Below are 20,848 nucleotides of genomic sequence, written 5' to 3'. Positions count from 1 at the left end.
TGATATCCTTTCTAGCTGGCAGTCTGGTGAGTGGAGATCGGGGAGGGTATGCGCCGCTCGATCGCGAAGGAGGTAAGCGCGACCACGATTGCGAGGAGGGGGAAACCCGCGGCGACCAAAGGCAGGTTTTCAAGTCCCGGCCCACGGGAGATGGCCAGGCCGCCGGCCCAGGCCCCAAGTGCGTTGCCGAGATTGAAGGCGGCAATGTTCAGGCTGGACGCAAGGCTTTCTCCGGCGCCAACGGCCTTCGACAGAACCCAGGACTGAAGCGGAGGAACCGTTGCAAAACCCGCCACGCCGAGCAGTCCCGTCAGCACCACGGCCGCGGTCTGGTTTCCAAAGGCGGCGGACATGACCGCTAGCACGAGTGCAAGGGCTGCCATGCTGCCGATGAGCGCGGTCTTCAGTCTGATGTCGGCAAGTTTTCCGCCCAGGAGATTTCCGGCGACCAGCCCCCCACCGAAGATCAACAGGATCGGGGATACCGCCGTGTCGGCAAATCCACTGACCTGCGTCAGCAACGGGGCGATGTAGGTGAACAGGGTGAAAACGCCTGCAAACCCCAGGACCGTGGTCAGGAAACCGAGAAGGACGGAGGCGCGCGACACGGCCTTCAGATCGGCCCGCCAGCCGGATTGTGCGGCGCGCGAACGATCGGTCGGAACGAGCAGAATGAGCACGGCCAGTGCGGCCAGGCCGATCAGCGTCACGGCCCAGAAGGTCATGCGCCAGCTGAATTGCTGGCCAAGCCAGGTTCCGGCAGGCACGCCGAGGATGTTGGCAAGCGTCAGCCCTGTAAACATGATGGCAATTGCGGACGCCTGCTTGTCCTTGCCGACCATGGAGGCGGCAAGGACCGAGCCGACACCGAAATAGGTTCCGTGGGCGAGGGCCGTGAGGATACGGGCTGCCATCAGCAGGTCGTAGCTAGGCGCAAGCGCGCAGGCAGCGTTCCCGATGATGAAGGTCACCATCAGGCCGATCAGCACGCGCTTCCGGTTCCAGGTCGCGGTGAAGACGGTCAGGATGGGCGCGCCGACCACGACCCCGAGGGCGTAGCCGGAGATGAGCATTCCTGCTGCAGCGACCGAGACACCAAGATCGCGGCTGACCTCTAGCAGAAGGCCCATGATGACGAATTCTGTGACGCCGATGCCAAAGGCTCCGGCCGCCAGTGCATAAAGAGCAAGGGGCATTTTGGATCCGGTCCATGAAATTTCGATGGACGGAACCTAGGCAGTGCTCATATCATGAACTATACGCCCGAAATGAATATAATAAGTGAATTGAAGTCATATGTCGCGCGCCAGCATAAACCGCAGCGGTGAGATGGAGGTCTTTGTTCAGGTTGTTGAACTGGGCGGGTTTTCCCACGCGGCCAGGCACCTGGGGATGACCCAGTCTGCAGTCAGCAAGCTGATTTCCCGGCTCGAGACACGGCTTGGCGCACGGCTTTTCAACCGGTCCACCCGGCGTCTGGATCTGACGGCCGAAGGATGTGTCTTTTACGAGCGTGCGCGAGAAATTCTCTCAAGCATCGATGAAGCGGAACGGCAGGCAGGGTTGGGCGAGCAGCCGGTCGGCCGCATTCGGCTGAACACCAGCGCCTCCTATGCGACCCACATTCTTGAGCCCGTCCTGCCTGTGTTCCTCGAGCAGTACCCCGACATCTCTCTCGAAATCGTTCTGACCGACGCCTTGATCGACCTTCTCGCGGAGCGGACGGATGTTGTGGTGCGGGCAGGGCCGCTCAAGGACTCCAGCCTGGTAGCACGCAAGCTCGGCGAAACACCGATGCTGATCGTCGCCTCACCTGACTATCTTCAGCGTGTCGGGGAACCTGCCTCCATCGCGGATCTGGAGGGGCACAGGAAAATCGGGTTCAACTATCCGCGGGAAGTCGATACCTGGCGCTTTCTGCGCGACGACGAACCGATAGCAGTCTGCCCGCCCGGGCGCGTTCAGGCGAGCGACGGCGAGGCCATCCGCCGGCTGGCGATCAACGGCCTTGGGTTGGCGCGTCTGGCCGCCTTTACCGTACGTGCTGACATCGCCGCGGGACGTCTGAAGCCGGTTCTTGAAAAGTGTTATGCAGACGACAGCGAAGCCTTCCACGCGGTCTACACCGGCCAGGGCGGTCCTTTGCCTGCACGTGTCCGCGTGCTGCTGAATTTTCTCGCTGAACATGGCGCCGTGTCCTAATGGTCACAATTGCATTTGTGCGGCCGTGATTGAGAAACGGCGACGATACTGAGGTGCGTTTTCGCGAAAGTCAGCAAGATGAAACACCTATGGGAGGCAGCCCGTAAGTCCTTGAAGTTTCAAGAATGACACAACTGCCCTGGTAGACTAATCTGCCAAATATGAGGTTGGATGACTGGTCAGACACGGAGAATGACGCCGTTGTGGCGTCGTATTTTGCAATGCTTAGCGATGAGCTTGCTGGCCAATCTTATGTCAAAGCTTCCCACAATCGCCTGCTGCAAGAGCAAATTGGCCGTACTCGCGGTTCGATCGAGTTCAAGTATTGCAACGTGTCAGCGGCAGCCAAGGGATTCGGGCTCCCAATCATCAAGGGATACCAACCACGCTTCAATTTTCAGATGACGCTGGCCGAGGCGATTTCACGATGGTTGGCAAAACATCCAGAGTGGGAAACAGCGCTTCATAATCCTCTTCACTCTGAATTCGCTGAAGCAACAACACTGTTTGTCGGAGTGGCGCCCACGCTTAGAAACACTCCGCCTCCAGAAGAAACGGAAAAATTGCGTGCAGTCGCTATGCGCTTTGATATCGCTGGGCGCGACGAACGTAACCGGAAACTGGGTCGTGCCGGTGAAGAGGTTGTTTTTCACCGAGAGCGTGCTCAGCTGAAAGAACTTGGCCTTCACGACTTGGCAAGACGAGTCCGCTGGACATCGCAAGAAGACGGAGACGGCGCAGGATACGACATCCTCAGTTTTTTGCCAGATGGAGGAGAGCGCCTCATTGAGGTAAAAACCACAAATGGCTGGGAACGCACGCCGTTTCATATTTCCCGGAACGAGTTGGAGGTTGCCAATGCCCGTCGCGATGACTGGTACCTTTTCCGCCTCTATGATTTTGCAAGGGCTCCCAAAGCTTTTGAGATCCGGCCGCCTTTAGAGGCGCACGTGGCGCTGACCGCCACGAGTTTTCAGGCCAGTTTCGGGTGAGTGAAGCGGACAGGAATGGCGAGTTGTCAAATGATTTTGGCTTTGCTTGGACTGTAGAAACCAGAACGGATCAATGAACCTGTTAAACCCGTCACGCCAATTAGTTCCTTACTTGAAACACTCCAGATGAACGCCTTCGAAATCGCTTGAGCAGGCCACCAGGCTCATGAGGGATTTCTGGGCGTTGGTGAGGCCTGCTGCCGGTACGGGCGCTTCAACGCGAATGGTGGCGGCCCGGTTGCCGGTGCGAAGGGCGAGCCAGTAGTAGGAGGTGCCGGTTTCGGTGTCTTCGCCGGACCGTACCAGAGTGTCCGGCTTGTCCTGGCTATAGAGAATGCTGGTTCCTTCCGCCTGCTCGGCCAGCTCTTCAAAGAGCTTCGCCGGGCCGGTCTGTTCGACAATCGTCAGCCCTTCGCCAAGGTAGCTGCGCGACCATTGTGTGGCGGCCATGGTTTCCACGGGCCAGGGGCGGCTGTGGCTCGGCAGGTGCGGGTTGGCGACCCGGCCTTTGGCGGCTTCTATTTCTTCCCAAACCGCGCGTGGCATGTCGTTCAGCTTTTCGTCCGGAGCCATCAGCACATGGTTGAGCGGCCCCAGCTTGATGAAAGCGTCCGTTGCCCGTCCTCCCCGATAACCAAGCGACGACCAGCCGCCGTCTTTCGAATTGTGAAACGACAACAGCGGCTCGAAGATTTCGCCGTCGCTGACCAGCCGGTAGAGTGACATGGTATCGATAGTGCCGGACTGCTTGTCACGCGGAACGCCGCAGCCAGCAACGTTGAGCGGCCGGTCGGCAAGGTCGTAGAGCCTGATCCTGTCGCCCTCCGGTGTGCGGCCATCGTTGGTATCTTCCAGCAGCGACGCATCGAGCAGGCCCAGGGGTTGCTCGTAGTGCAGCGCGGCCAGACGGCTGCACACGTGCAGGATCTGGTTCTCGAACGGGATGTTCAAAAGGGCCGGGTCGAAGCTGGGCAGTTGCGCCCTGATCGCAAAGAGCGCGGCGGGCGTATCGACTTCATAAAATCCTTCCGGGCCCATGCTGATGATCCGGTCCAGCACATGCTGACTGACCGAATAGCGCGTCAGGTTCTTGACGATGTCGGCAATCGCAAGCCGGGTCAGCTCGAGCAACTGACCCAATTGACCGCTGCGGACGGCGGCAACCGCAGTCTCTTCGGTAAAATAGGGCGAGTGGAAACCGACCCTTGCACCCGGTTCAATGGTGCGGTCGATGAAGGTGCCGATGCCGCCGGTCGGCCAGAAGGACGAGCCGCCCAGAAACGCCATGGCACAGGCCGAAACGCAGCTGTCTCCAGCTTCGACCACTGTTGCGATGGTGTTGTTTCTGAAGAAATCCGCCAGCTTTACCCCGGCTGAATAGGAACCACCGGGGCTCGACAGCGAGACGACGGCACGCGGCCCGCCAAAATCGTTGTTGCAAGCCGCACCTGAGCAGCGCGCCAGCTGCGCGAAGGCCTCCTCCACGCGCTCACCGTCCTCCGCCCGTATTTCCCCTTCCAGCCGCAGATGCACCACCGGCGCATCGTCGCTGTAGCGGAAGGAGATAAGCGTCAACTCAGCGGATGAGGCGCTCTGGGCGCACAGCAGCAGTGTGGCAAGAAAGAAAAAGGGCCGGGCAGGAAAACGGAAGGGCATGGCAAATCAGGCTTTCGAAAAGGGCGCAGCAGCTCCACTGGTCCTCTGGACGAAATTCCTCAGGCGAGACAACAGGCGGGCTGCTCTTTCGTTTGAAACATAATTCCGGAAAAAACATAGCACGGGAACGGCCGTTCACACACGGCTTGAGACGCGGCGCTCCGGCGCAAAATTTACATTAGAAATTGCGGAAAAAGGCAGACAAGCGACGTGCGGCGCTGCCATTTCGAACTGAGTACTTACGCAACGTGAAATGATGAACCTCGACGTATCCTCTCTTCGCCAGAGGCCCTTCCGGTGTGGTCGTCAACGAACTTTTACGTGTTGATTTGCGAAAGACTTCGGGACTATTTTCTTCAACGAGAAGTTTTTTCGATGGTTGTATTTGATACTTTTTGTTGGGGGGTAAAATGGCCGGTAACCTGAATTCAGTTGACGACCCAAACAGCGTGTCTTTGTTTGATTTGTCATGCAAAGGCCTCGGAGCTGCTATCTCCGAAGTTCCCTTTGCGGAGTATGCCGTTGATGTCATTTGCGGTCGCGTACTAGCGCGTGAAGACTATTTAAAAATCTATCCGCTCCTGATGGAAAACGTGGATTTAAAAACTCCAAGCACCAGAACGGTTCTGTATCTTTGCGAACAGATTATCCGCACGGCGGAATTCGGTGCGTGCAGGCAGAATTTTCGGCGCCATTACATCGACGGAAAGAACAGCGGGCCCTTGAAGAACCCGCAAACAGCGTTGATTAAGAAATTGCCACAGGATCCGAAAAACATAACCTTCGGCTACTGGGCATCCCAGTTCTAGGGTTCATGAGCTGATGAATTGATGCCTGGCCCGCTGCGCGAGGGAGTTTCAGCTTTCCCCGCGTGAACGCCTCGCCCAGATCTTCAGGTCAACAATCACCTTCACCGTCGCGGCCACGGCCAGCGCGCAAAGTGCGGCTTTGGAGTAAGTCTCCATGGTGCCTTCGATCAACAGCGCATGAACCACGCTGCCGGCGACGATCACCATGGCCAGCAGAGTGTGCAGACGGCGCCAGAGGCGGGGGGAAAGGGCAAGGCTCCGCCGGAAGGCGGCAAGAAAGGCTGCGGCAAAGACCGCCCACATGGCAAGCACGCCCCAGACGGAAAAGGGTGTCGGTGATCTGAAGAGAAGGGCGTCGATGACATCCGGCGGACTGGTGATCCAGAGCCCGCCGACATGCAGGATGATTGCCAGCACCAGCAACGAGCCGGTCCAGCGGTGCAGGCGCCTGCCCTTCAGGCCTTCAGCACCAGGGAGATAACCTCCAGCCAGCAAGGGCTGCAACAAGAGCAGCGCCATCGCTGTGATGCCGGCAAAGCCTGCCGCGATATAGATCGGCTGGCGCCATTGCAGCAGCGGGCTTGCCGCCGCTGCGAGCAGGGGCACAGCAAGGATCGTTGCCAGGATGGCCCATATCAGAAGAGCACGAAGGCGGTTCATGCCGTCGGGCAAGTCCGGGTCAAGCAGGCTGCAGCACGAAATGTGCTTCCAGGCTGGTATCGGCCGAGCTTCTCATCACCGGTCGCAGAAAGACGGTTTCAAATTCCCCGCTGTCATAGGCCAGATGCCCGTGGGGCTGGCCGAAGGCCGGAACGATCTGCGGCATTTCCAGGCGGAAGACGCCATTGGCATCGGTGAGCGTCGCGCCATGGCTGCGCTGGTCGCGTTCGTTCCCCTCGGTCGTATGTGCCCAGATTTGGATGCGCTGGCCTGCCAGAGGGGCACCGTCACCTGCGCGCCGCACGGTTCCGCTCATCCAGAAGCCGCCACCGCCAATCCTGTCGACAATGGGCGCACCGGGCCGATAGTTGTTGGACCCGCCCCGCATCGACGCTGTCGGCGCCACGCCTTTGGCCTGTGCGGGAACACTCAACCCGGATGCACCCGACACCAGCAGGGCGGTTCCGGTGACAAGCAGGTTTCGGCGGGTAATGAGACCGGATGTCATGAGTAATCTCCTGTCGGGCGTTTGGGCCCGGCTCCTTGTGGGCACCGGGCGCGTCCGATGTTCAAGTATAGGGTGTTTCCGGGCATTTCCGAGGCATCGGGACGTTTCATTCGGCCGATCGTGCTCACACCTGCGTGAGCAAACGGCATCGCTTTCGGGCGGTTGGACTGTTGCAATTTTTCAATCGCTTGAAATTTTCTCGGGATTTCGCGTCTGCATGGGATTTTTCCGGATTTTCTTCGCCGGCAATGTGACGTAACGTTCGGCACAGATGCAAGAAGCCGAGAGTTGCCTTGGTGTTGGCTCTTGGATGCAGGCCTGAGGGCCTTCGCAAGGCGCGGTAAAGCTGCCGCATTGTAAACTGATCCAGGACGCGGCCTTGGCGTTACGGTCAGCAGTCTTACCCGACCCTTGAACGACCAAAGAGTGAGACATTGAAGACCGGCTTCATTTTCCTCATCGCTGCAATTGTGACTTTTTGTTCATTGGTTCCTTCACTGGCAGGCAACGCTGCAGGTTTTGCCCCGCTCAAGCTGGAAGGACATCTCGTGAAATGGGGAAAGGCGGAGCTCGGCACGCCGGCTCACGTCACCTATGCCTTCGTGCAGCAGCCCATCGTGCAGGAGAAAGCACGAAATTGCGGGGCGATGGACAGCCTTGCGCGCCTTGCGCGCTTGAGTTCCCTGGGCCTTGAGGACGTGCGGCGCCAGGCGTCGCTCGCTTTCCAGCTTTGGCAAAATGTCAGCGGGCTCACCTTCGAAGAGATCGCGGACGTGAACGCAGCAGATATTCTGCTGGGCGTGCAGTCCATTCCAAGGGGATTTGCGTTCACCAACGTCAGGTTTCAGTCCGACTTTGCAGATCGTCCGAAGTCGAATGTGACCGACGTTTCGGACCGGGGTCTCGGAAAACCCGGCCGGCAACCGGAAGCACGGTCAGGTGCCACGGCGGCGGCCAAGCTTGCCCGCATCACCCGGTCTGCCGTTTGTCTCAATCCGGTTCACAAATGGAAAATCGGCTTCGACGGTGATTTGAAGACCTACGATTTGCAGTACACCTTTGCCCATGAAATCGGTCATGCGATTGGCCTTGATCACTACCTTCGCAAGAGCTCGATCATGCACTTCAAGTACCGGGAAACCTTCGAGGGTCTGCAGCCGAGCGATATCGAGGGAGTGCGGTGGCTATATGGTGCCCGTATAGATTGAATCGATCATAAAATTGACACGTTTTGCGGGTATGCCCCGTCAAGCGTCAATGGGTAACATGCTGATATTTAATAGCTAATTTTATCAGGCCTTTGCCCGAAAAGGTCAATTTTGCTTCCTATCTGTTTGTCTACGCATCGGTGAGGGCGAACGGGTTGTCTGCTCTGCCGGCGCGGCAACAAGGGAGTGAATCATGAAACGCAACATCGTTCCGGCCACAATCGCCGCCCTGGCGCTGTCGCTCAGTCCCGCGCTGGCGCAGGAGACCTCTCAACCCCGCGAAGCAGACCCGATGATCCAGGAAACAATGCCCGAGGGCGATGCGCCTGAGATCGCGTTCGAAGGTGTGACCCCGTTTCTTGCCCAGCAGGAATCCGGCCATTGGCTTTCCAGCAACCTGATCGGGCAGGAAGTCACCAATCCGGCTGGCGACACGATTGGCGAGGTGGCCGCGCTTGAAATCGATGGCGAAGGCAAGGTCGTTGGTGTCGTGATCGAGGCAGGAGGCTTTCTGGGTCTCGGCACCAAGCTGATCGGCGTTCCCTATGATGCGGTCGAGCACAGCAAGGTGGAGCCGGGTGACCAGACGCTGGTGATCAAGGCCTCTCTGGACGAGGTTGATGCAGCTCCTGCGTTTCTGACGTCTCTGCAGATTCGCCAGGCGGAAGAAGCTGCAAAGGCACGGCAGGAGGCCGAGCAGCTGAATGCCCCCGCAGTGGGGGAACCTCAGACGGCGCAGTAACCATGGCTGCCTGCGTTCTCATCTGGAACGCTAAAGGATGGATCGGACCGGGTCACGCAATGTGGTCCGGTCTTTTTTGAAAGTGTCAGCTTCCGGCTCCGTCCCTGAAGCGCCACGGCGGATCTATTCATTGGATTTCGGCCGGCAGCCCCGGCCGGAAGATTGCCCGCCCAAGGCTTCGCACGTAGGATGCCGCCATGGGGCGCATTCTGGAAACCGAGCTCTATCCGCCGGTCAAAGCTTTTCTTGTTGAGCAGGGATATGAGGTGAAGGCCGAAGTCGGTTCGGCCGATATCGTCGCGTGCCGCGAGGGTGCGGATCCGGTGATTGTCGAACTCAAGACAGGGTTCACCTTGAGCCTGTTTCATCAGGCGGTCGTGCGCCAGTCGGTGACCGACGCAGTCTATGTCGCGGTCGTCCGGGGCAAGGGGCGGCAGTTCCTCCAGTCTCTGAAGAAGAACCTGCAGCTTGCCCGAAGGCTGGGCCTTGGCGTGATCACGGTCAGGTTGCCGGATGGCGTTGTCGAGGTGCACCTGGACCCGGCGCCTTTCACCCCGCGCAAGTCCAAGGCGCGCAAGGATCGGCTCCTGCGGGAGTTTGCCCGCCGGGTCGGTGACCCGAACACCGGCGGTTCGACGCGCACCACGCTCGTGACGGCCTATCGGCAGGACGCGATCCGCTGCGCAGAACATCTTTCCACCAACGGCCCCAGCCGCGGTGCGGATGTCGCCATGGCAACCGGCGTTGCCACCGCAACCCGCATGATGGCCGACGATCACTACGGCTGGTTCGAGCGGGTCGAAAGAGGCATCTACGCCCTGACGCCCAAGGGACTGGCGTCTCTGAGCACGCCGGAAGAAGCCGCCGAGTAGCTGTTCTAGAGCCCGTCGATCGGCGTGTTGAGCGAGTAATACTCGATAATGTTGCCATCCGGATCGGTGACCTTGAACAGACTGATCGGCCCTTCGCTGATCAGGCCGGGCGCCTTCAGCGCATCGGGGGCGATTGTCTCGACATGCTGAAGGGCCATCTGAATGTCGTCGACCTTCAGATAGGGCACAGTGTTGCCGCCGAGCTTCGCATCCGGCGCGAAGGTCTGTTTCGAAATGACGGCGAAGAGGCCGCCCGCCACATCGAAACCGATGAAGACATCCGTCTCGATTTTTGGCGCTGTGCCGAAGATCGCTCCATAGAACTCCCTGGAGCGTTTCAGGTCGCTGGACAGAACATAGACGCCAAGTCTTTGAACGGTTGCTGCTTGTGAATTTGTCATGTCTGTCTCCTGCGCATGAAGCGCGGTTTCGCTGGTCAGAAGAAGGATCGCAAGGATCCTCAAATGGTGTTTTTTCAGGTTTCGGGTCATGGTCTCCGGACGCTTTTCAAATCTGTTGCTTGGGTCCTATAAAGGCCCCCTGCTGACACCGTGTTGGCAGCATCGTGCCGGGGAGACGGGCCATGCGGCGCGCGGACAGACTGTTTGAAATCATCCAGATCCTGCGCCGGGTGCGCCGGCCGGTGTCGGCGCAGGCGATCGCGGATGAACTGGAGGTTTCCAAACGCTCGGTCTATCGCGACATCGCCACCTTGACCGCGCAGCGCGTGCCGATCCGGGGGGAGGCCGGTGTCGGCTATGTTCTGGAAGAAGGCTTCGACATGCCGCCCCTGATGCTGACAGCCGAGGAAATCGATGCCGCGGTTCTGGGGGCCTTGTGGGTTTCCACCCGCGCCGAGCCGGAACTCGCCAGGGCTGCGGAAAACCTGATCGCCAAGATAGAGGCCATCACGCCGGGGCCCTTGCGCCGCCACATCGCGGCAGCCGCGATGAGCGTGCGGCCCGTCAGCCCGGCATCAGAGGACAAGGTCGATGCGGCCATGCTGCGTCAGGCCATTCTGGAAGGCAGGAAGGTGTCGCTGGGGTACCGCGACGGTGATGGCAAGGAGAGTAAGCGCGTGGTCTGGCCCGTGTTGCTGGGCTACCGGGACGAAGGCCGCATCCTTGCAGCCTGGTGCGAGCTGCGCCAGGGCTTCCGCTATTTCCGCACCGACCGCATGACCTTTGCCGAGGCGCTGGATGAACGCTATCCGGAAAGCCGCGGCTCTCTAAAGGACCGCTGGCGGAAGGCCATGGATGCCGAGCGGGAAAGCTATTTCCCGCGCGCCTGAGCGCAAGCAACTCACCCCTTGCGCCCCAGATAGACGGCCTGGGTCACCTCGCGCCCGTCCTGCAGGGGATTTGCGAACACCACCGGCTCGGCCCAGGCCTCGTCAAACGCCTGGCCAAGCAAGGCCGTGATGGCCTCGTCCGGGGCTTCGTCCGACCACAGCCCGACGATCCCGCCCGGCTTCACGAACCGCTGCACGGCGCGCAGGCCCTCGGGCGTGTAAAAGCCTTTGGAACCGCCATGCAGCAGCCGTTCCGGAGTGTGGTCGATATCGATCAGCAGGGCGTCATACTGGCGGCCGGGCTGGTCTCTATCAAAGCCCACTTCCGAGGCTGCCATGGCGAAGAAATCGCCCTGCACCAGCCGGCAGCGCGGGTTGTCGGCAAGCTCGGTTTTCATCGGCACGAGACCTTCCTCGTGCCAGCGAATGACAGGTGCCAAGAGGTCGACCACGGTAAGGTCGGCAACGCTCTCATGGGCCAGAACGGCCTGCGCGGTGTAGCCAAGCCCAAGTCCGCCCACCAGCACGTCCAGCTTGTAACCGTCGAGGGCCGCAAGCCCCTTGTCCGCCAGCGCGATTTCCGACGCGGTAAAAAGGCTCGACATCAGATGTTCCTCGCCAAGGAGGATTTCGAAGACGTCGGTCTTCAGCGCCAGGATATGTCGCCGGCGCAGGGAAATCGCGCCGATCGGTGTCGGCGCGTAGTCCAGTTCTTCAAACAGCTTGCTCATCTCAGCAATAGCGCTCCGGCCCGATGCTTTGCACGTCCGAGTAGCGGTCGCCGTGGGCCCAGCCGACGGGCAGCACAGCCTCGATACGCTCCAGATCCGTCGCCGTCAGGGTCAGCGCCGCGCCCGAGATGCATTCCCGCAGGTGCTCCACGGAGCGCGTTCCCGGGATCGGGATCACATGCGGCCCGCGGGTCAGCAGCCAGGCATTGGCCAGCCCCGCCGCCGTCGTGCCCATCTCCGCCGCAAGCTTGCGGAAGCCTTCCATGATGCGCAGGTTCTCCGTCAGGTTCGGCTCCATGAACCGCGGGTTGGTGCTGAGGAACGGCAGGTCGGCGATCCGCTCGCGCGGGATCGGATGGTCCGTCAGCAGCGAGCGGCCCACGGGTGAGAACGCCACCATGGCAACACCAAGCTCGGCGCAGGCCTGCACCAGCCCGAGATCGGGCGCGCGCGTGGAGAGCGAATATTCCGATTGAACGGCCGCGACAGGAAACACCTTCATGGCGCGCCGCAGGGTAGACGGCGCGATTTCCGACAGGCCGATGGCGCGGGTCTTGCCCTTTTCAACCAGCCGGCCGAGATTGGCCGCCGTTTCTTCCGGGGTGAAGCGCGGATCGCGGCGATGGGCGTAGAACAGGTCCACGCACTCCACGCCAAGCCGCTGCAGAGACTTGTCCAGCTCAGCTTCAAGGTGCTCCGCCGAATTGTCGAAGCTGCGGTTGCCGTCCGCATCGGTGGTGATCGTGGCCTTGGTCGCGATCACGAATTCGTCCCGCGCGCCCGGATTGGCTTTCAGATAGGTGCCGAGGGCGCTTTCCGATTTGCCCATGCCGTAGACATTGGCGGTATCCAGATGCGTGACACCCAGATCGCGGCAGGCATTCAAAATGGCGTGGCTTTCCGTTTCGTTCGTCGGCCCATACATGTCGGAGAAGGACATCGCCCCATAGCCGATGGCACCCACTTCCGGCCCGTTGGCGCCCAATCTGCGTTGTTCCATGTATCCCCTCTATGCGCTGGAAAAGCTGAAGAGTTCTTTTCTTAAGCCATTGTCCCGGGCGCTGAAAGGGCGGAAGTGGCAGGTCAGCCGGTGTTGGTTTCCAGGCGGATTGCTGACAAGTCTTTCAGGCGGTCTCGTGCAGTCGGTGCGGAGCCGACCTCTAGACTGACCTCAACAGCGGCTGTATTTCTGAACTCGAGGCGGTGCATTTGCTACTTGAAAGAGCAGCTACTTCCTTGGTTACTGCTCATTTCCGATAAGGGAAGCTCACGTCGGAAACCTCGGTCAAGAGGAAACCATTTTTGCAGAACCAGAGCACAGGCCTCTTCGAATTTTCTAGCCACTTAGTACGCGCGATATGGTTTCCTACGGCTCAATCTATTCGGAAACAGTCCGTCCGACGTTATGCAGGTTTTCCGGTGAGCTATAAAACTCTCAAAGACCAAAGGTTTCTCAGCGAGGGGAGTCATCAGAACTGGTCAACGTCCAAGCTACCCGTAGAAGTTCAATGGATCGGGTGTTTTCAGGTGCGCTTTGACACCATAGACCAATCATCAGTTGACTAAAACGTAGCGACGTGGGTAAATTTAAATCGTTTTACGAGCCCACTCGACCCACCTGTAGAAAGCAATTAGGCCCTGCGGCGATTAATCTCGTCGACGCGACCAGATGATTTTTGATAAGTGGTTGTGATTCTTTACTTCACCTTTGTCGTATTATTGCTTTTTGATAGATAGTGGCTTCAGGACTAGAGGGATTGGATGGACATCCAGAAATCAGACATCGAAAGCTTGGAAGAGCGCGTCAAAAAGCTTTCCTATCAAAGTTACTTGCCAACCCTCCGTATGTCGAATGTCCGGAGTTTTAAGCATCAGACAATTACGTTCGACTTCCCAGTAACAGCGATTATTGGAACAAATGGTGGTGGAAAATCCACCGTTCTAGGCGCAGCTGCCATCGCTTATAAGTCCGTCAAGCCTGGAAACTTCTTCCCCAAGTCGAACATCGGTGACAACAGCATGGCAAATTGGCGGATCGACTACGATATAGTTGATCGCTCAGTGAATAAGTCTGGAATATTTACACGCAACGCACGGTTCGCGTCAGCAAAATGGCGTCGCGATAATGTGCCTGACCGGCCAGTCGTTATCATCCCAATTCAACGAACTGTGCCAGCCAACGAGCAGAACAGATTCAAACGTTTTATTGGCATGGGTAATGAGACCGACATAACCACGACGGCGATCGACGCCGATGTCTCGGCTTACGTTTCACGCATACTCGGCAAGGACGCATCTGGGTATGAACGGATCACGCTAAACAAGGATCCAAACAAGTCCATTCTAGTGGGCATGAAAAACGCAAACGACTATTCACAATTCCACTTTGGAGCAGGCGAGGCTTCGATTATCGAGATGGTGTCGCAGATTGAAGAGGCTGATGACAATACCTTAATCTTGATTGAAGAGATTGAAAACGGCCTGCATCCTCTCGCAACGCGTAAGATGGTCGAATACCTCTTTGATGTGGCGAAGAGGAAAAAGGCTCAGGTCATCTTTACGACTCACTCTGAATATGCGCTTGACGTTCTGCCACCTAAAGCAATTTGGGGGTGCATTGATGGGGTGGCATATCAGGGCAAACTCACGATAGAAAGTCTAAGGGCGCTGACGGGCACGGTGAGCAAGGACCGAGCGGTCTTTGTCGAGGACGAGTTCGCGAAAGATTTATGCATCGAGATTCTTCGCCAATATGCGCCTGAAATTCTAGATCAGACTGAAATCCATAAAGCTGGTGGATTCCCCTACGTCGTCGACGTGCTTAAGCACCACAACACTAATCCGACCATTAAGAACAAAGCAGTGGCGGTCATTGACGGTGATAACCCACCCTTGCCAGAGGCGAATGACTATGTTCTCGAACTACCAGACGGGGCCCCGGAGGCCGTTGTATTTGGTTACATCGAACAGAATGCAGAAACGGTGGCGGGTCTAGTTCAGCAACGGTGCCAGTGCCCAGGGATTAGTCAAGATAAAATAGTTGAAATAATTAAAAAAATCGCAATTGATACTACAGATCATCATCTATATTTTTTAAAATTAGGAGAGCGATTGGGATTTATTTCTGAAATTATAGTTCGACGAGGTCTATGTTCGATTTATGTACAGAATGCTGCCGAAGAACTCACACCGCTAGTTTTGCGTCTTAAAGAAAAATTGAAGCATTGAGAATGAGCTGTAACTACTAAAGATACACGTATAACTTGAGATTGAAGGGCGACTACATAGGATCAACCACTAAAACCTGATATTCAGCCCCCCAGCCCTTTCAGACACCACCCCTCAATGAAAATCCCGGCTCGGGAACAGGCGCTTGGCCTGTTCGCGCGGGTGCATGGCACGGGTGCGTTGTGCGTCTGATTTCAGATGCACCGGCACGTCGTCGGTCTTGGTGGTCGTCTGGCCCAGAACGTCGTCGTTCGGGTGGCCCAGAAGCGACAGGTCGCGGGAGCGGTCTTCTATGTGGTCGGCGATCAGGTGAACGACCATGCCTTCGCGCTCCAGCCGCCCGGTGACCTTGAGCAGCCGTCCGCCGAGAACGGCGGGTCGGAATTTTTCGTACATCTTCGGCCAGACAACCACGTTGGAAACGCCGGTCTCGTCCTCCAGCGTCAGGAAGATCACACCCGAGGCCGTGCCCGGGCGCTGGCGGGTGATCACCAGCCCGCAGACGGAAACGCGGCGCGCCTCGCGCGGGGTCAGCGCCGCCAGCCGGTCATGCGGGGTCAAGTGAGGGATATGCGGGCGCAGCAGCTCCATCGGGTGGGCGCGCAAGGTCAACCGGGTGGACAGGTAATCCTCCACCACTTCCTGCCCCAGATGCATGGTGGGCAGGAGGACATCCGGCTCGAAGATCGCCTCGCCGTCGATGGGGTCGTTGAAGAGCGGCAGCGGTTTGGGGCTGCGGATGGTCTTCACCTGCCAGAGCGCGGCCCGGCGGCTGAGCCCCATGCCGGCAAAGGCATCGGCTTCGGCCAGCCGCTCCAGCGTGGCCGGCATGACGCCGGTGCGCAGCCACAGGGTTTCCGTGTCCGGATAGCCGTTGCCGCGGGCAGCGACGATCCAGGCCGCGTCCTCCTCGCGCAGGCCCTTGATCTGGCGAAACCCCAGGCGCAGCGCCAGCGCGCCGTCGCTGCGCCGCTCCAGGGTGTTGTCCCACAGGCTGGTGTTGACGCACACGGGGCGCACCTCCACCTGGTGCTCGCGGGCATCGCGCACGATCTGCGCCGGGGCATAGAAGCCCATCGGCTGGGCATTCAGCAGCGCGCAGGCGAACTCGGCCGGGAAGTGGCATTTCAGGTAGGCCGAGACATAGGCCAGCATGGCAAAGGCGGCGGCATGGCTTTCCGGAAAGCCGTATTCGCCGAACCCCTCGATCTGGCCGAAGCAGTTCTGGGCGAATTCCAACTCGTAGCCGCGCTCCAGCATGCCGGAGATGAACTTGTCCTTCAGCTGCCCGATGGTGCCCATGCGCCGGAAGGTGGCCATGGAGCGGCGCAGCTTGTCGGCTTCCGACGGTGTGAACCCGGCGGCGACCACGGCAATCTGCATCGCCTGTTCCTGGAACAGCGGCACGCCAAGCGTCTTGCCCAGCACCTCCTCCAGCGCCTTTGAGGGGAAGGTGACCTTTTCCCGGCCCTGGCGGCGGTTGATATAGGGGTGCACCATGCCGCCCTGGATCGGGCCGGGGCGCACGATCGCCACCTCGATGACGAGGTCGTAGAACTGGCGCGGGCGCATGCGCGGCAGGAAGTTCATCTGCGCCCGGCTTTCCACCTGGAAGACGCCGATGGCATCGGCCACGCACAGCATGTCATAGGTTTTTTTGTCGGCCTGGGGCACGGTGCCGAGGGTCAGTTCCTGGCCATGGTGGGTGTCGATCAGCTCGAAGCACTTGCGGATGCAGGTCAGCATGCCGAGGCTGAGCAGATCCACCTTCAGGATGCCGAGCGCGTCGATATCGTCCTTGTCCCATTCGATCACCGTGCGGTTTTCCATGGCCGCGTTCTCGATCGGGCAGAGCGCGTCGAGCCGCCCCTGCGTGATCACGAACCCGCCGACATGCTGGCTGAGATGGCGCGGAAAGCCGATGATTTCGCGGATCAGCTCGATGGTCTGGCGAACGCGCGGATTGTCGAGATCGAGCCCGATCTCCTTCATCCGCGTTTCTTCCGGCCCCTTGCTGGAGCTGCCCCAGATCTGCCCGGCCAGCGCGGCGGTCACATCCGCATTCAGCCCCATCACCTTGCCGACCTCGCGGATCGCCGCGCGGGTGCGGAAGTGGATCACCGTGGCGCAGAGCCCGGCGCGGTGGCGGCCGTATTTTTCATAGACATACTGGATCACCTCCTCGCGGCGTTCATGCTCGAAATCGACGTCGATGTCCGGCGGCTCGCCCCGGTGTTCGGAGATGAAGCGCTCCGACACCATGGTGATGGTTTCCGGCCCCACATCGGTGATGCCGAGCGCATAGCAGATGATGGAATTGGCCGCCGAGCCGCGCCCCTGGCACAGGATGTTCTTGCTGCGGGCAAAGCGGATGATGTCATGCACGGTCAGGAAATAGGCGGCAAAGGCAAGTTTGCGGATCAGCTTCAGTTCCTTTTCCGCCAGCGCCAGCGCATGATCCGGAACGCCCGCGGGATACCGCCTCTCCAGCCCCTCGTAGGTCAGCCGTTCCAGCCGCTCCTGAGGCGGTTCGTTGCCCGTGATCTCGTCCGGATATTGGTAGGAGAGTTCGGAAAGATCGAAGCTGCAGCGGGTGGCGATCTCAAGCGTCCGGCGCAGGGCTGCCGGATGGTGGCGGAACAGCCTTGCCATATCCTCCGGTGCCTTCAGCCGGCGTTCGCCATTGGGCAGGGCCCGTGTGCCGATATCGTCGATGGTGCAGCCTTCGCGCAGGCAGGTCAGCACGTCGGCCAGCCGGCGCCGGCCGGCATGGTGCATCATCACGTCGCCGACGGCGACCATCGGCGCGGCAAGCGAATGCGCCGCGCGGGCGCAGGTGCGGAACCAGGCCTGGTCGGTGCCGTCATAGCGGGGCGCCGCGCCCAGAAACACATGTCCCGGCGCTTCCTGGCGCAGGCGGCGAATGTGATCCTTAGCCGTCTCACAAATTGTCTCCCGCGCCATCTCCGGCTGCGGCAGGGCAATCAGGATCATGCCCTTGCAGGCGTTCATCAGGTCGGTGAAATTCAGGTGACACTCGCCCTTTTCCGCACGCCGCTTGCCAAGGGTAAGCAACTGGCTCAGCCGCTCATAGGCGGCGCGGTCGGTCGGCAGCGCCACCCAGTGCAGCGGGCTGTCCTGCAGGCAAAGCCGCGCGCCGACGATCAGCCGCGGCAGCTTCAGTGTCTGCGGCGCAGGCAGGGGCGGGCTCGTGTTCGTCTCCTTGCGGGAGGAGGTGTCGATCTGCGAATGCGAGCGGATCTGAACGCCTTCCTCGGCCGCCGCCCGCTTGATCTCCTTCAGCGCCGAATAGGCCCGGACAACCCCGGCCAGCGAATTGCGGTCGGTAATGGCAACCGCATCGAGATTGAGCATGGCGGCACGGGTCACCAGTTCCTCCGGATGGGAGGCGCCCCGCAGGAACGAAAAATTCGACGTCACGGCCAGCTCCGCATAGCGGACCGGCTCGGGCCGGAACTCGTCAGGCGACGGAAGCACGCTCATCGAAGGGCCTCCCTGTTCTTTCCAAAGCTGTCCTTGCAGAACAAGCGCGCGGGATCCCCGTGTCCCCGCGTGCCGTCCTGGCGAAGCAAAAGCACAAAGCCCGGTCCCAACCGCCGGTCCGCTTGCCCTGCAGGCACCGGAAGTCCCTGACGGCACCGCTCTGCAAATGAGTGCACCCCGGATCTCGCGATGCTCGTCCGGGAGGGCACCGGGCAAGGGGCGGGGAGAGCCGGAACAACAACTGTCCCCTCCATCGTCATCCCGGACGCAGCGCAGCGGAGATCCGGGACCGGGGAACCCGGGATCTGCGAGCCCGGGATCTGCGAGCCCGGGACCGGGAAGGCGATAGAGGCGGGGCGCAAACTGCGGAAACCCATCAGCCGAACTCCCCTTGTACGAACCAGGCCGGGTGCTGGGGCGTGTGGAACAGCCACAGGCGCTGGCCCTGGTGGGTGGCGATGCGCCAGTAGTCGCGCAGGCCCTTGGCCCAGCTGTCGTCCAGGTCCCACCAGGCGGGGGTGATCCGTTCCGGCCCCTCGGCCTCGAACACGGTCAGGGCCCGGCCGCGCCAGCGAAAGCGCCGAGGCGGTTCGAAGCCGGTGCCGGAAATCGGCTCGGGCGCGAACAGGCGGATCGGGCGCGGCCGGTTGGCGGGCCAGGCTTGCGCCGGGCGGCTGTAGGCGGCGGGCACCAGCTTGAAGCTGCGCTCGGGAATGTGGCTGTCGACCGGCTGGAACCGCAGGATGTTGTCGAGGCCCACCCGGTTGCCGAGCTGGGTGATGAGATCGTCGAGCCCGTCCTTCTCGAGGCCCTCGGTGCGGTCCAGCTGGCGCATGCCGAGCGGTTCCACCTCGGTTGCCTCCAGGCGGATCATGTCGATGCCATAGCCCGCATCGACCGCGCTGACCCCGCGCTCGAACAGGGCCAGGATCCGTTCCGGGTCGCGCATCGGCCGGGCGAGTTTCAGTTCCACCGCCTGGTTTTCCTGGTCGACCCGGCGAAAGGTCAGCTTCAGGCTGCGTGCACCCTTCTGCGCGGTGTCGAGCCGTTGGCACAGATGCGCGGTCAGCCGGCGTGCGGCGGCCATGACATCGTCCAGAAGGCCGATGGGGTCGGGCAGGGTCATGCGCACCGCAAAGCCCGGCTCCTCGCCAAGGGGGGAAATCTGCTCGGGCAGCGCCCCCAGCGCCTGGTCGAGGCGGCGCAGGACGTCGGGCTCGTATCGCCGGGCAACAGTGGCGCGCGGCAGATTGTAAAGCTGCGAGACCGTGGCGATGCCGAGCCGTTCCAGACTGGTGCAGGTCTGGTCGGACAGCCGCAGGGCGGACAAGGGCAGCGGGCCGATGCGGGCAAGGGTCTCGCCGGTCCCGGCGATGCCTTCGGCGAACCGGGACAGCGCCCAGGCCGTTCCCGGGGTATCGGCAAGGCCGAGCCGGGCGGTCAGCCCCGCCCGGGCCAGCCGGGCGCGGATATCGTCCAGCAGCGGCTCCTCGCCGCCAAGCAGATGGGCCGAGCCGGTGATGTCGAGAAAGAGGCCGTTGCGCCCGTCAAGGCCCACCCAGGGGCAGTAGCGGGTCGCCCACCGGGCCAGCATCCTCAAAAAGCGCTGGTCGGCGGCCGGGTCCGCCGGGCGGGTCAGCAGGCCGGGGCAGAAACTGCGGGCGTGAACCAGCGTCATGCCGCGGTTGAGGCCGAAGCTTTCGGCACGTGGGCACAGGTCGTAAAGGCGTTCGGAATTGCGGTCGAAAAGGCTCAACGCAAAGGGTGCGTCGACGGGCCGGGCACGCAGGGAGCGCTCAGCCGCCAGCCTCGGAAACCACAATGACACGATGCGCCGCTGCATCCCAACGTACTACCCATTCCGACAATGTTCCTATTTTGTTCTTTATAAGCGACCAGCGCCAATGAGTCGAGTCGTGACCATTTTGACGAGGCTCCGGTGCAAGACCGGAAGAGGGGGCGGATTGGGCCGGAAGACAGGTGCTGCGCCAGCGGGTTTCGGCGGCATTGCTGCCCGCGCCTTCCGGGATCAGCAGGATGGCCGTGGTGCGTCCGGCCTCGGCCGCCAGCTGCAGCCGGCGGCCTTCCGTCAGTCCGACGGTGCCGGAAAGTTCAGCCACCACCAGCCCGGCGGCGCCGGACCTGAGCGCGGTTTCCGCACTTGCCAGAGCAGTCAGCTGGTTGCCGGCGCGGGTCAGAAGCAGCCGGCCCGGATCGCAGTAGGCCGCAAGGCCTTCCGGGTTCACCGTCGGGCGCCAGTCTTCCGAAATCCACACGACGGCCCCCTTGGCCATCCCGGCGGCGATCGCGGCAAAGCTCAACGCGCTGTCGCCGCACACTTCGTGCGCGCGGGCGTGTTTCAACGGAAAGACGGAAGAAAATTTCAAGGACATGCAAGGATCGTCTGTAGCAATCGGTTGAGCAAAGCCTAACTCATGGAAGCTG

The 20,848-nt window shown here is 60.6% G+C and carries 18 protein-coding genes; 8 read left to right on the top strand and 10 right to left on the bottom strand.

The window, feature by feature from the left end; translation table 11 throughout:
• Positions 1 to 11: 11 nt before the first annotated feature.
• Positions 12 to 1,196 carry an MFS transporter gene (locus tag HEP89_RS05230; protein ID WP_077290951.1) on the bottom strand — a complete coding sequence of 395 codons (1,185 nt, stop codon included), beginning with the start codon at positions 1,194 to 1,196 and terminating at the stop codon, positions 12 to 14.
• 100 nt (positions 1,197 to 1,296) lie between these two features.
• Between HEP89_RS05230 and HEP89_RS05225 the strand changes: the two genes are divergently transcribed.
• Together HEP89_RS05225 and HEP89_RS05220 are read left to right on the top strand one after the other, a co-directional pair.
• Positions 1,297 to 2,202 (top strand): LysR family transcriptional regulator, encoded by a 906-nt coding sequence (locus HEP89_RS05225; RefSeq protein WP_077290950.1) that lies wholly within the window; start codon positions 1,297 to 1,299, stop codon positions 2,200 to 2,202.
• A 161-nt stretch (positions 2,203 to 2,363) separates the two neighbouring features.
• Positions 2,364 to 3,194 carry a DUF3883 domain-containing protein gene (locus HEP89_RS05220; RefSeq protein ID WP_077290949.1) on the top strand — a complete coding sequence of 277 codons (831 nt, stop codon included), beginning with the start codon at positions 2,364 to 2,366 and terminating at the stop codon, positions 3,192 to 3,194.
• 108 nt (positions 3,195 to 3,302) lie between these two features.
• On the opposite strand, the gene HEP89_RS05215 is transcribed toward HEP89_RS05220, so the two are convergent.
• On the bottom strand, positions 3,303 to 4,850 hold the full coding sequence (locus tag HEP89_RS05215) for a hypothetical protein (protein ID WP_168691483.1): 1,548 nt from the start codon (positions 4,848 to 4,850) through the stop codon (positions 3,303 to 3,305).
• 410 nt (positions 4,851 to 5,260) lie between these two features.
• Here HEP89_RS05215 and HEP89_RS05210 point away from each other — a divergent pair, with 410 nt between their 5' ends.
• Positions 5,261 to 5,659: a hypothetical protein gene (locus HEP89_RS05210; RefSeq protein WP_075284369.1), complete on the top strand. Its 399-nt coding sequence runs from the start codon at positions 5,261 to 5,263 to the stop codon at positions 5,657 to 5,659.
• Positions 5,660 to 5,707: 48 nt separating this feature from the next.
• Here the strand turns inward: HEP89_RS05210 and HEP89_RS05205 are convergent, their stop codons facing one another.
• The gene (locus HEP89_RS05205) at positions 5,708 to 6,319 is read right to left on the bottom strand and encodes a ferric reductase-like transmembrane domain-containing protein (protein WP_168691482.1); all 612 of its coding nucleotides are present in this window, start codon (positions 6,317 to 6,319) and stop codon (positions 5,708 to 5,710) included.
• Positions 6,320 to 6,338: 19 nt separating this feature from the next.
• Positions 6,339 to 6,827, bottom strand: a complete 489-nt coding sequence (locus HEP89_RS05200) for a hypothetical protein (RefSeq protein WP_055657313.1) — start codon at positions 6,825 to 6,827, stop codon at positions 6,339 to 6,341.
• Between the two features lie 548 nt (positions 6,828 to 7,375).
• Here HEP89_RS05200 and HEP89_RS05195 point away from each other — a divergent pair.
• The 3 genes from HEP89_RS05195 (at position 7,376) to HEP89_RS05185 (ending at position 9,649) form a co-directional block, all read left to right on the top strand.
• Complete coding sequence (locus tag HEP89_RS05195) at positions 7,376 to 8,035, top strand: matrixin family metalloprotease (RefSeq protein ID WP_145915840.1); 660 nt, start codon at positions 7,376 to 7,378, stop codon at positions 8,033 to 8,035.
• A 193-nt stretch (positions 8,036 to 8,228) separates the two neighbouring features.
• Positions 8,229 to 8,777: a PRC-barrel domain-containing protein gene (locus HEP89_RS05190; RefSeq protein WP_062490698.1), complete on the top strand. Its 549-nt coding sequence runs from the start codon at positions 8,229 to 8,231 to the stop codon at positions 8,775 to 8,777.
• Positions 8,778 to 8,974: 197 nt separating this feature from the next.
• Positions 8,975 to 9,649: a DUF2161 family putative PD-(D/E)XK-type phosphodiesterase gene (locus tag HEP89_RS05185; RefSeq protein ID WP_168691481.1), complete on the top strand. Its 675-nt coding sequence runs from the start codon at positions 8,975 to 8,977 to the stop codon at positions 9,647 to 9,649.
• Between the two features lie 5 nt (positions 9,650 to 9,654).
• On the opposite strand, the gene HEP89_RS05180 is transcribed toward HEP89_RS05185, so the two are convergent.
• The gene (locus tag HEP89_RS05180; protein WP_168691480.1) at positions 9,655 to 10,050 is read right to left on the bottom strand and encodes a VOC family protein; all 396 of its coding nucleotides are present in this window, start codon (positions 10,048 to 10,050) and stop codon (positions 9,655 to 9,657) included.
• A gap of 182 nt (positions 10,051 to 10,232) precedes the next feature.
• Between HEP89_RS05180 and HEP89_RS05175 the strand changes: the two genes are divergently transcribed.
• Positions 10,233 to 10,940, top strand: coding sequence for a YafY family protein (locus HEP89_RS05175; protein ID WP_168691479.1), 708 nt, complete (start codon positions 10,233 to 10,235; stop codon positions 10,938 to 10,940).
• Between the two features lie 11 nt (positions 10,941 to 10,951).
• Here HEP89_RS05175 and HEP89_RS05170 read toward each other — a convergent pair whose 3' ends face one another.
• On the bottom strand, positions 10,952 to 11,671 hold the full coding sequence (locus HEP89_RS05170; protein WP_168691478.1) for a spermidine synthase: 720 nt from the start codon (positions 11,669 to 11,671) through the stop codon (positions 10,952 to 10,954).
• A gap of 1 nt (position 11,672) precedes the next feature.
• Positions 11,673 to 12,671 (bottom strand): aldo/keto reductase, encoded by a 999-nt coding sequence (locus HEP89_RS05165; protein WP_168691477.1) that lies wholly within the window; start codon positions 12,669 to 12,671, stop codon positions 11,673 to 11,675.
• Between the two features lie 761 nt (positions 12,672 to 13,432).
• On the opposite strand from HEP89_RS05165, the gene HEP89_RS05160 reads away from it, so the two are divergent.
• Complete coding sequence (locus HEP89_RS05160; protein WP_168691476.1) at positions 13,433 to 14,899, top strand: AAA family ATPase; 1,467 nt, start codon at positions 13,433 to 13,435, stop codon at positions 14,897 to 14,899.
• Between the two features lie 114 nt (positions 14,900 to 15,013).
• On the opposite strand, the gene HEP89_RS05155 is transcribed toward HEP89_RS05160, so the two are convergent.
• The 3 genes from HEP89_RS05155 to HEP89_RS05145 form a co-directional block, all read right to left on the bottom strand.
• A complete protein-coding gene (locus tag HEP89_RS05155; protein ID WP_168691475.1) occupies positions 15,014 to 18,403 on the bottom strand; it encodes an error-prone DNA polymerase in 3,390 nt (1,129 codons plus the stop codon).
• 376 nt (positions 18,404 to 18,779) lie between these two features.
• On the bottom strand, positions 18,780 to 20,246 hold the full coding sequence (locus HEP89_RS05150; protein WP_168691474.1) for a DNA polymerase Y family protein: 1,467 nt from the start codon (positions 20,244 to 20,246) through the stop codon (positions 18,780 to 18,782).
• Positions 20,200 to 20,796 (bottom strand): hypothetical protein, encoded by a 597-nt coding sequence (locus tag HEP89_RS05145; RefSeq protein WP_022999626.1) that lies wholly within the window; start codon positions 20,794 to 20,796, stop codon positions 20,200 to 20,202. Before HEP89_RS05145 ends, HEP89_RS05150 begins: the two co-directional genes overlap by 47 nt.
• Positions 20,797 to 20,848: the final 52 nt, after the last annotated feature.

The organism is Labrenzia sp. 5N (assembly GCF_012395805.1).
Lineage (GTDB): Bacteria > Pseudomonadota > Alphaproteobacteria > Rhizobiales > Stappiaceae > Roseibium > Roseibium algicola.
This window is presented reverse-complemented; position numbering and strand designations above follow the sequence as displayed.

Bases quoted from the DNA above. Each gene is read 5' to 3' on its own strand.
- HEP89_RS05150 (WP_168691474.1), bottom strand. From the start codon at position 20,246: ATGCAGCGGCGCATCGTGTCATTGTGGTTTCCGAGGCTGGCGGCTGAG.
- HEP89_RS05210 (WP_075284369.1), top strand. From the start codon at position 5,261: ATGGCCGGTAACCTGAATTCAGTTGACGACCCAAACAGCGTGTCTTTG.
- HEP89_RS05185 (WP_168691481.1), top strand. From the start codon at position 8,975: ATGGGGCGCATTCTGGAAACCGAGCTCTATCCGCCGGTCAAAGCTTTT.
- HEP89_RS05200 (WP_055657313.1), bottom strand. From the start codon at position 6,827: ATGACATCCGGTCTCATTACCCGCCGAAACCTGCTTGTCACCGGAACC.
- HEP89_RS05145 (WP_022999626.1), bottom strand. From the start codon at position 20,796: ATGTCCTTGAAATTTTCTTCCGTCTTTCCGTTGAAACACGCCCGCGCG.
- HEP89_RS05175 (WP_168691479.1), top strand. From the start codon at position 10,233: ATGCGGCGCGCGGACAGACTGTTTGAAATCATCCAGATCCTGCGCCGG.
- HEP89_RS05205 (WP_168691482.1), bottom strand. From the start codon at position 6,319: ATGAACCGCCTTCGTGCTCTTCTGATATGGGCCATCCTGGCAACGATC.
- HEP89_RS05180 (WP_168691480.1), bottom strand. From the start codon at position 10,050: ATGACAAATTCACAAGCAGCAACCGTTCAAAGACTTGGCGTCTATGTT.
- HEP89_RS05190 (WP_062490698.1), top strand. From the start codon at position 8,229: ATGAAACGCAACATCGTTCCGGCCACAATCGCCGCCCTGGCGCTGTCG.
- HEP89_RS05165 (WP_168691477.1), bottom strand. From the start codon at position 12,671: ATGGAACAACGCAGATTGGGCGCCAACGGGCCGGAAGTGGGTGCCATC.
- HEP89_RS05215 (WP_168691483.1), bottom strand. From the start codon at position 4,850: ATGCCCTTCCGTTTTCCTGCCCGGCCCTTTTTCTTTCTTGCCACACTG.
- HEP89_RS05170 (WP_168691478.1), bottom strand. From the start codon at position 11,671: ATGAGCAAGCTGTTTGAAGAACTGGACTACGCGCCGACACCGATCGGC.
- HEP89_RS05155 (WP_168691475.1), bottom strand. From the start codon at position 18,403: ATGAGCGTGCTTCCGTCGCCTGACGAGTTCCGGCCCGAGCCGGTCCGC.
- HEP89_RS05220 (WP_077290949.1), top strand. From the start codon at position 2,364: ATGAGGTTGGATGACTGGTCAGACACGGAGAATGACGCCGTTGTGGCG.
- HEP89_RS05225 (WP_077290950.1), top strand. From the start codon at position 1,297: ATGTCGCGCGCCAGCATAAACCGCAGCGGTGAGATGGAGGTCTTTGTT.
- HEP89_RS05160 (WP_168691476.1), top strand. From the start codon at position 13,433: ATGGACATCCAGAAATCAGACATCGAAAGCTTGGAAGAGCGCGTCAAA.
- HEP89_RS05230 (WP_077290951.1), bottom strand. From the start codon at position 1,196: ATGCCCCTTGCTCTTTATGCACTGGCGGCCGGAGCCTTTGGCATCGGC.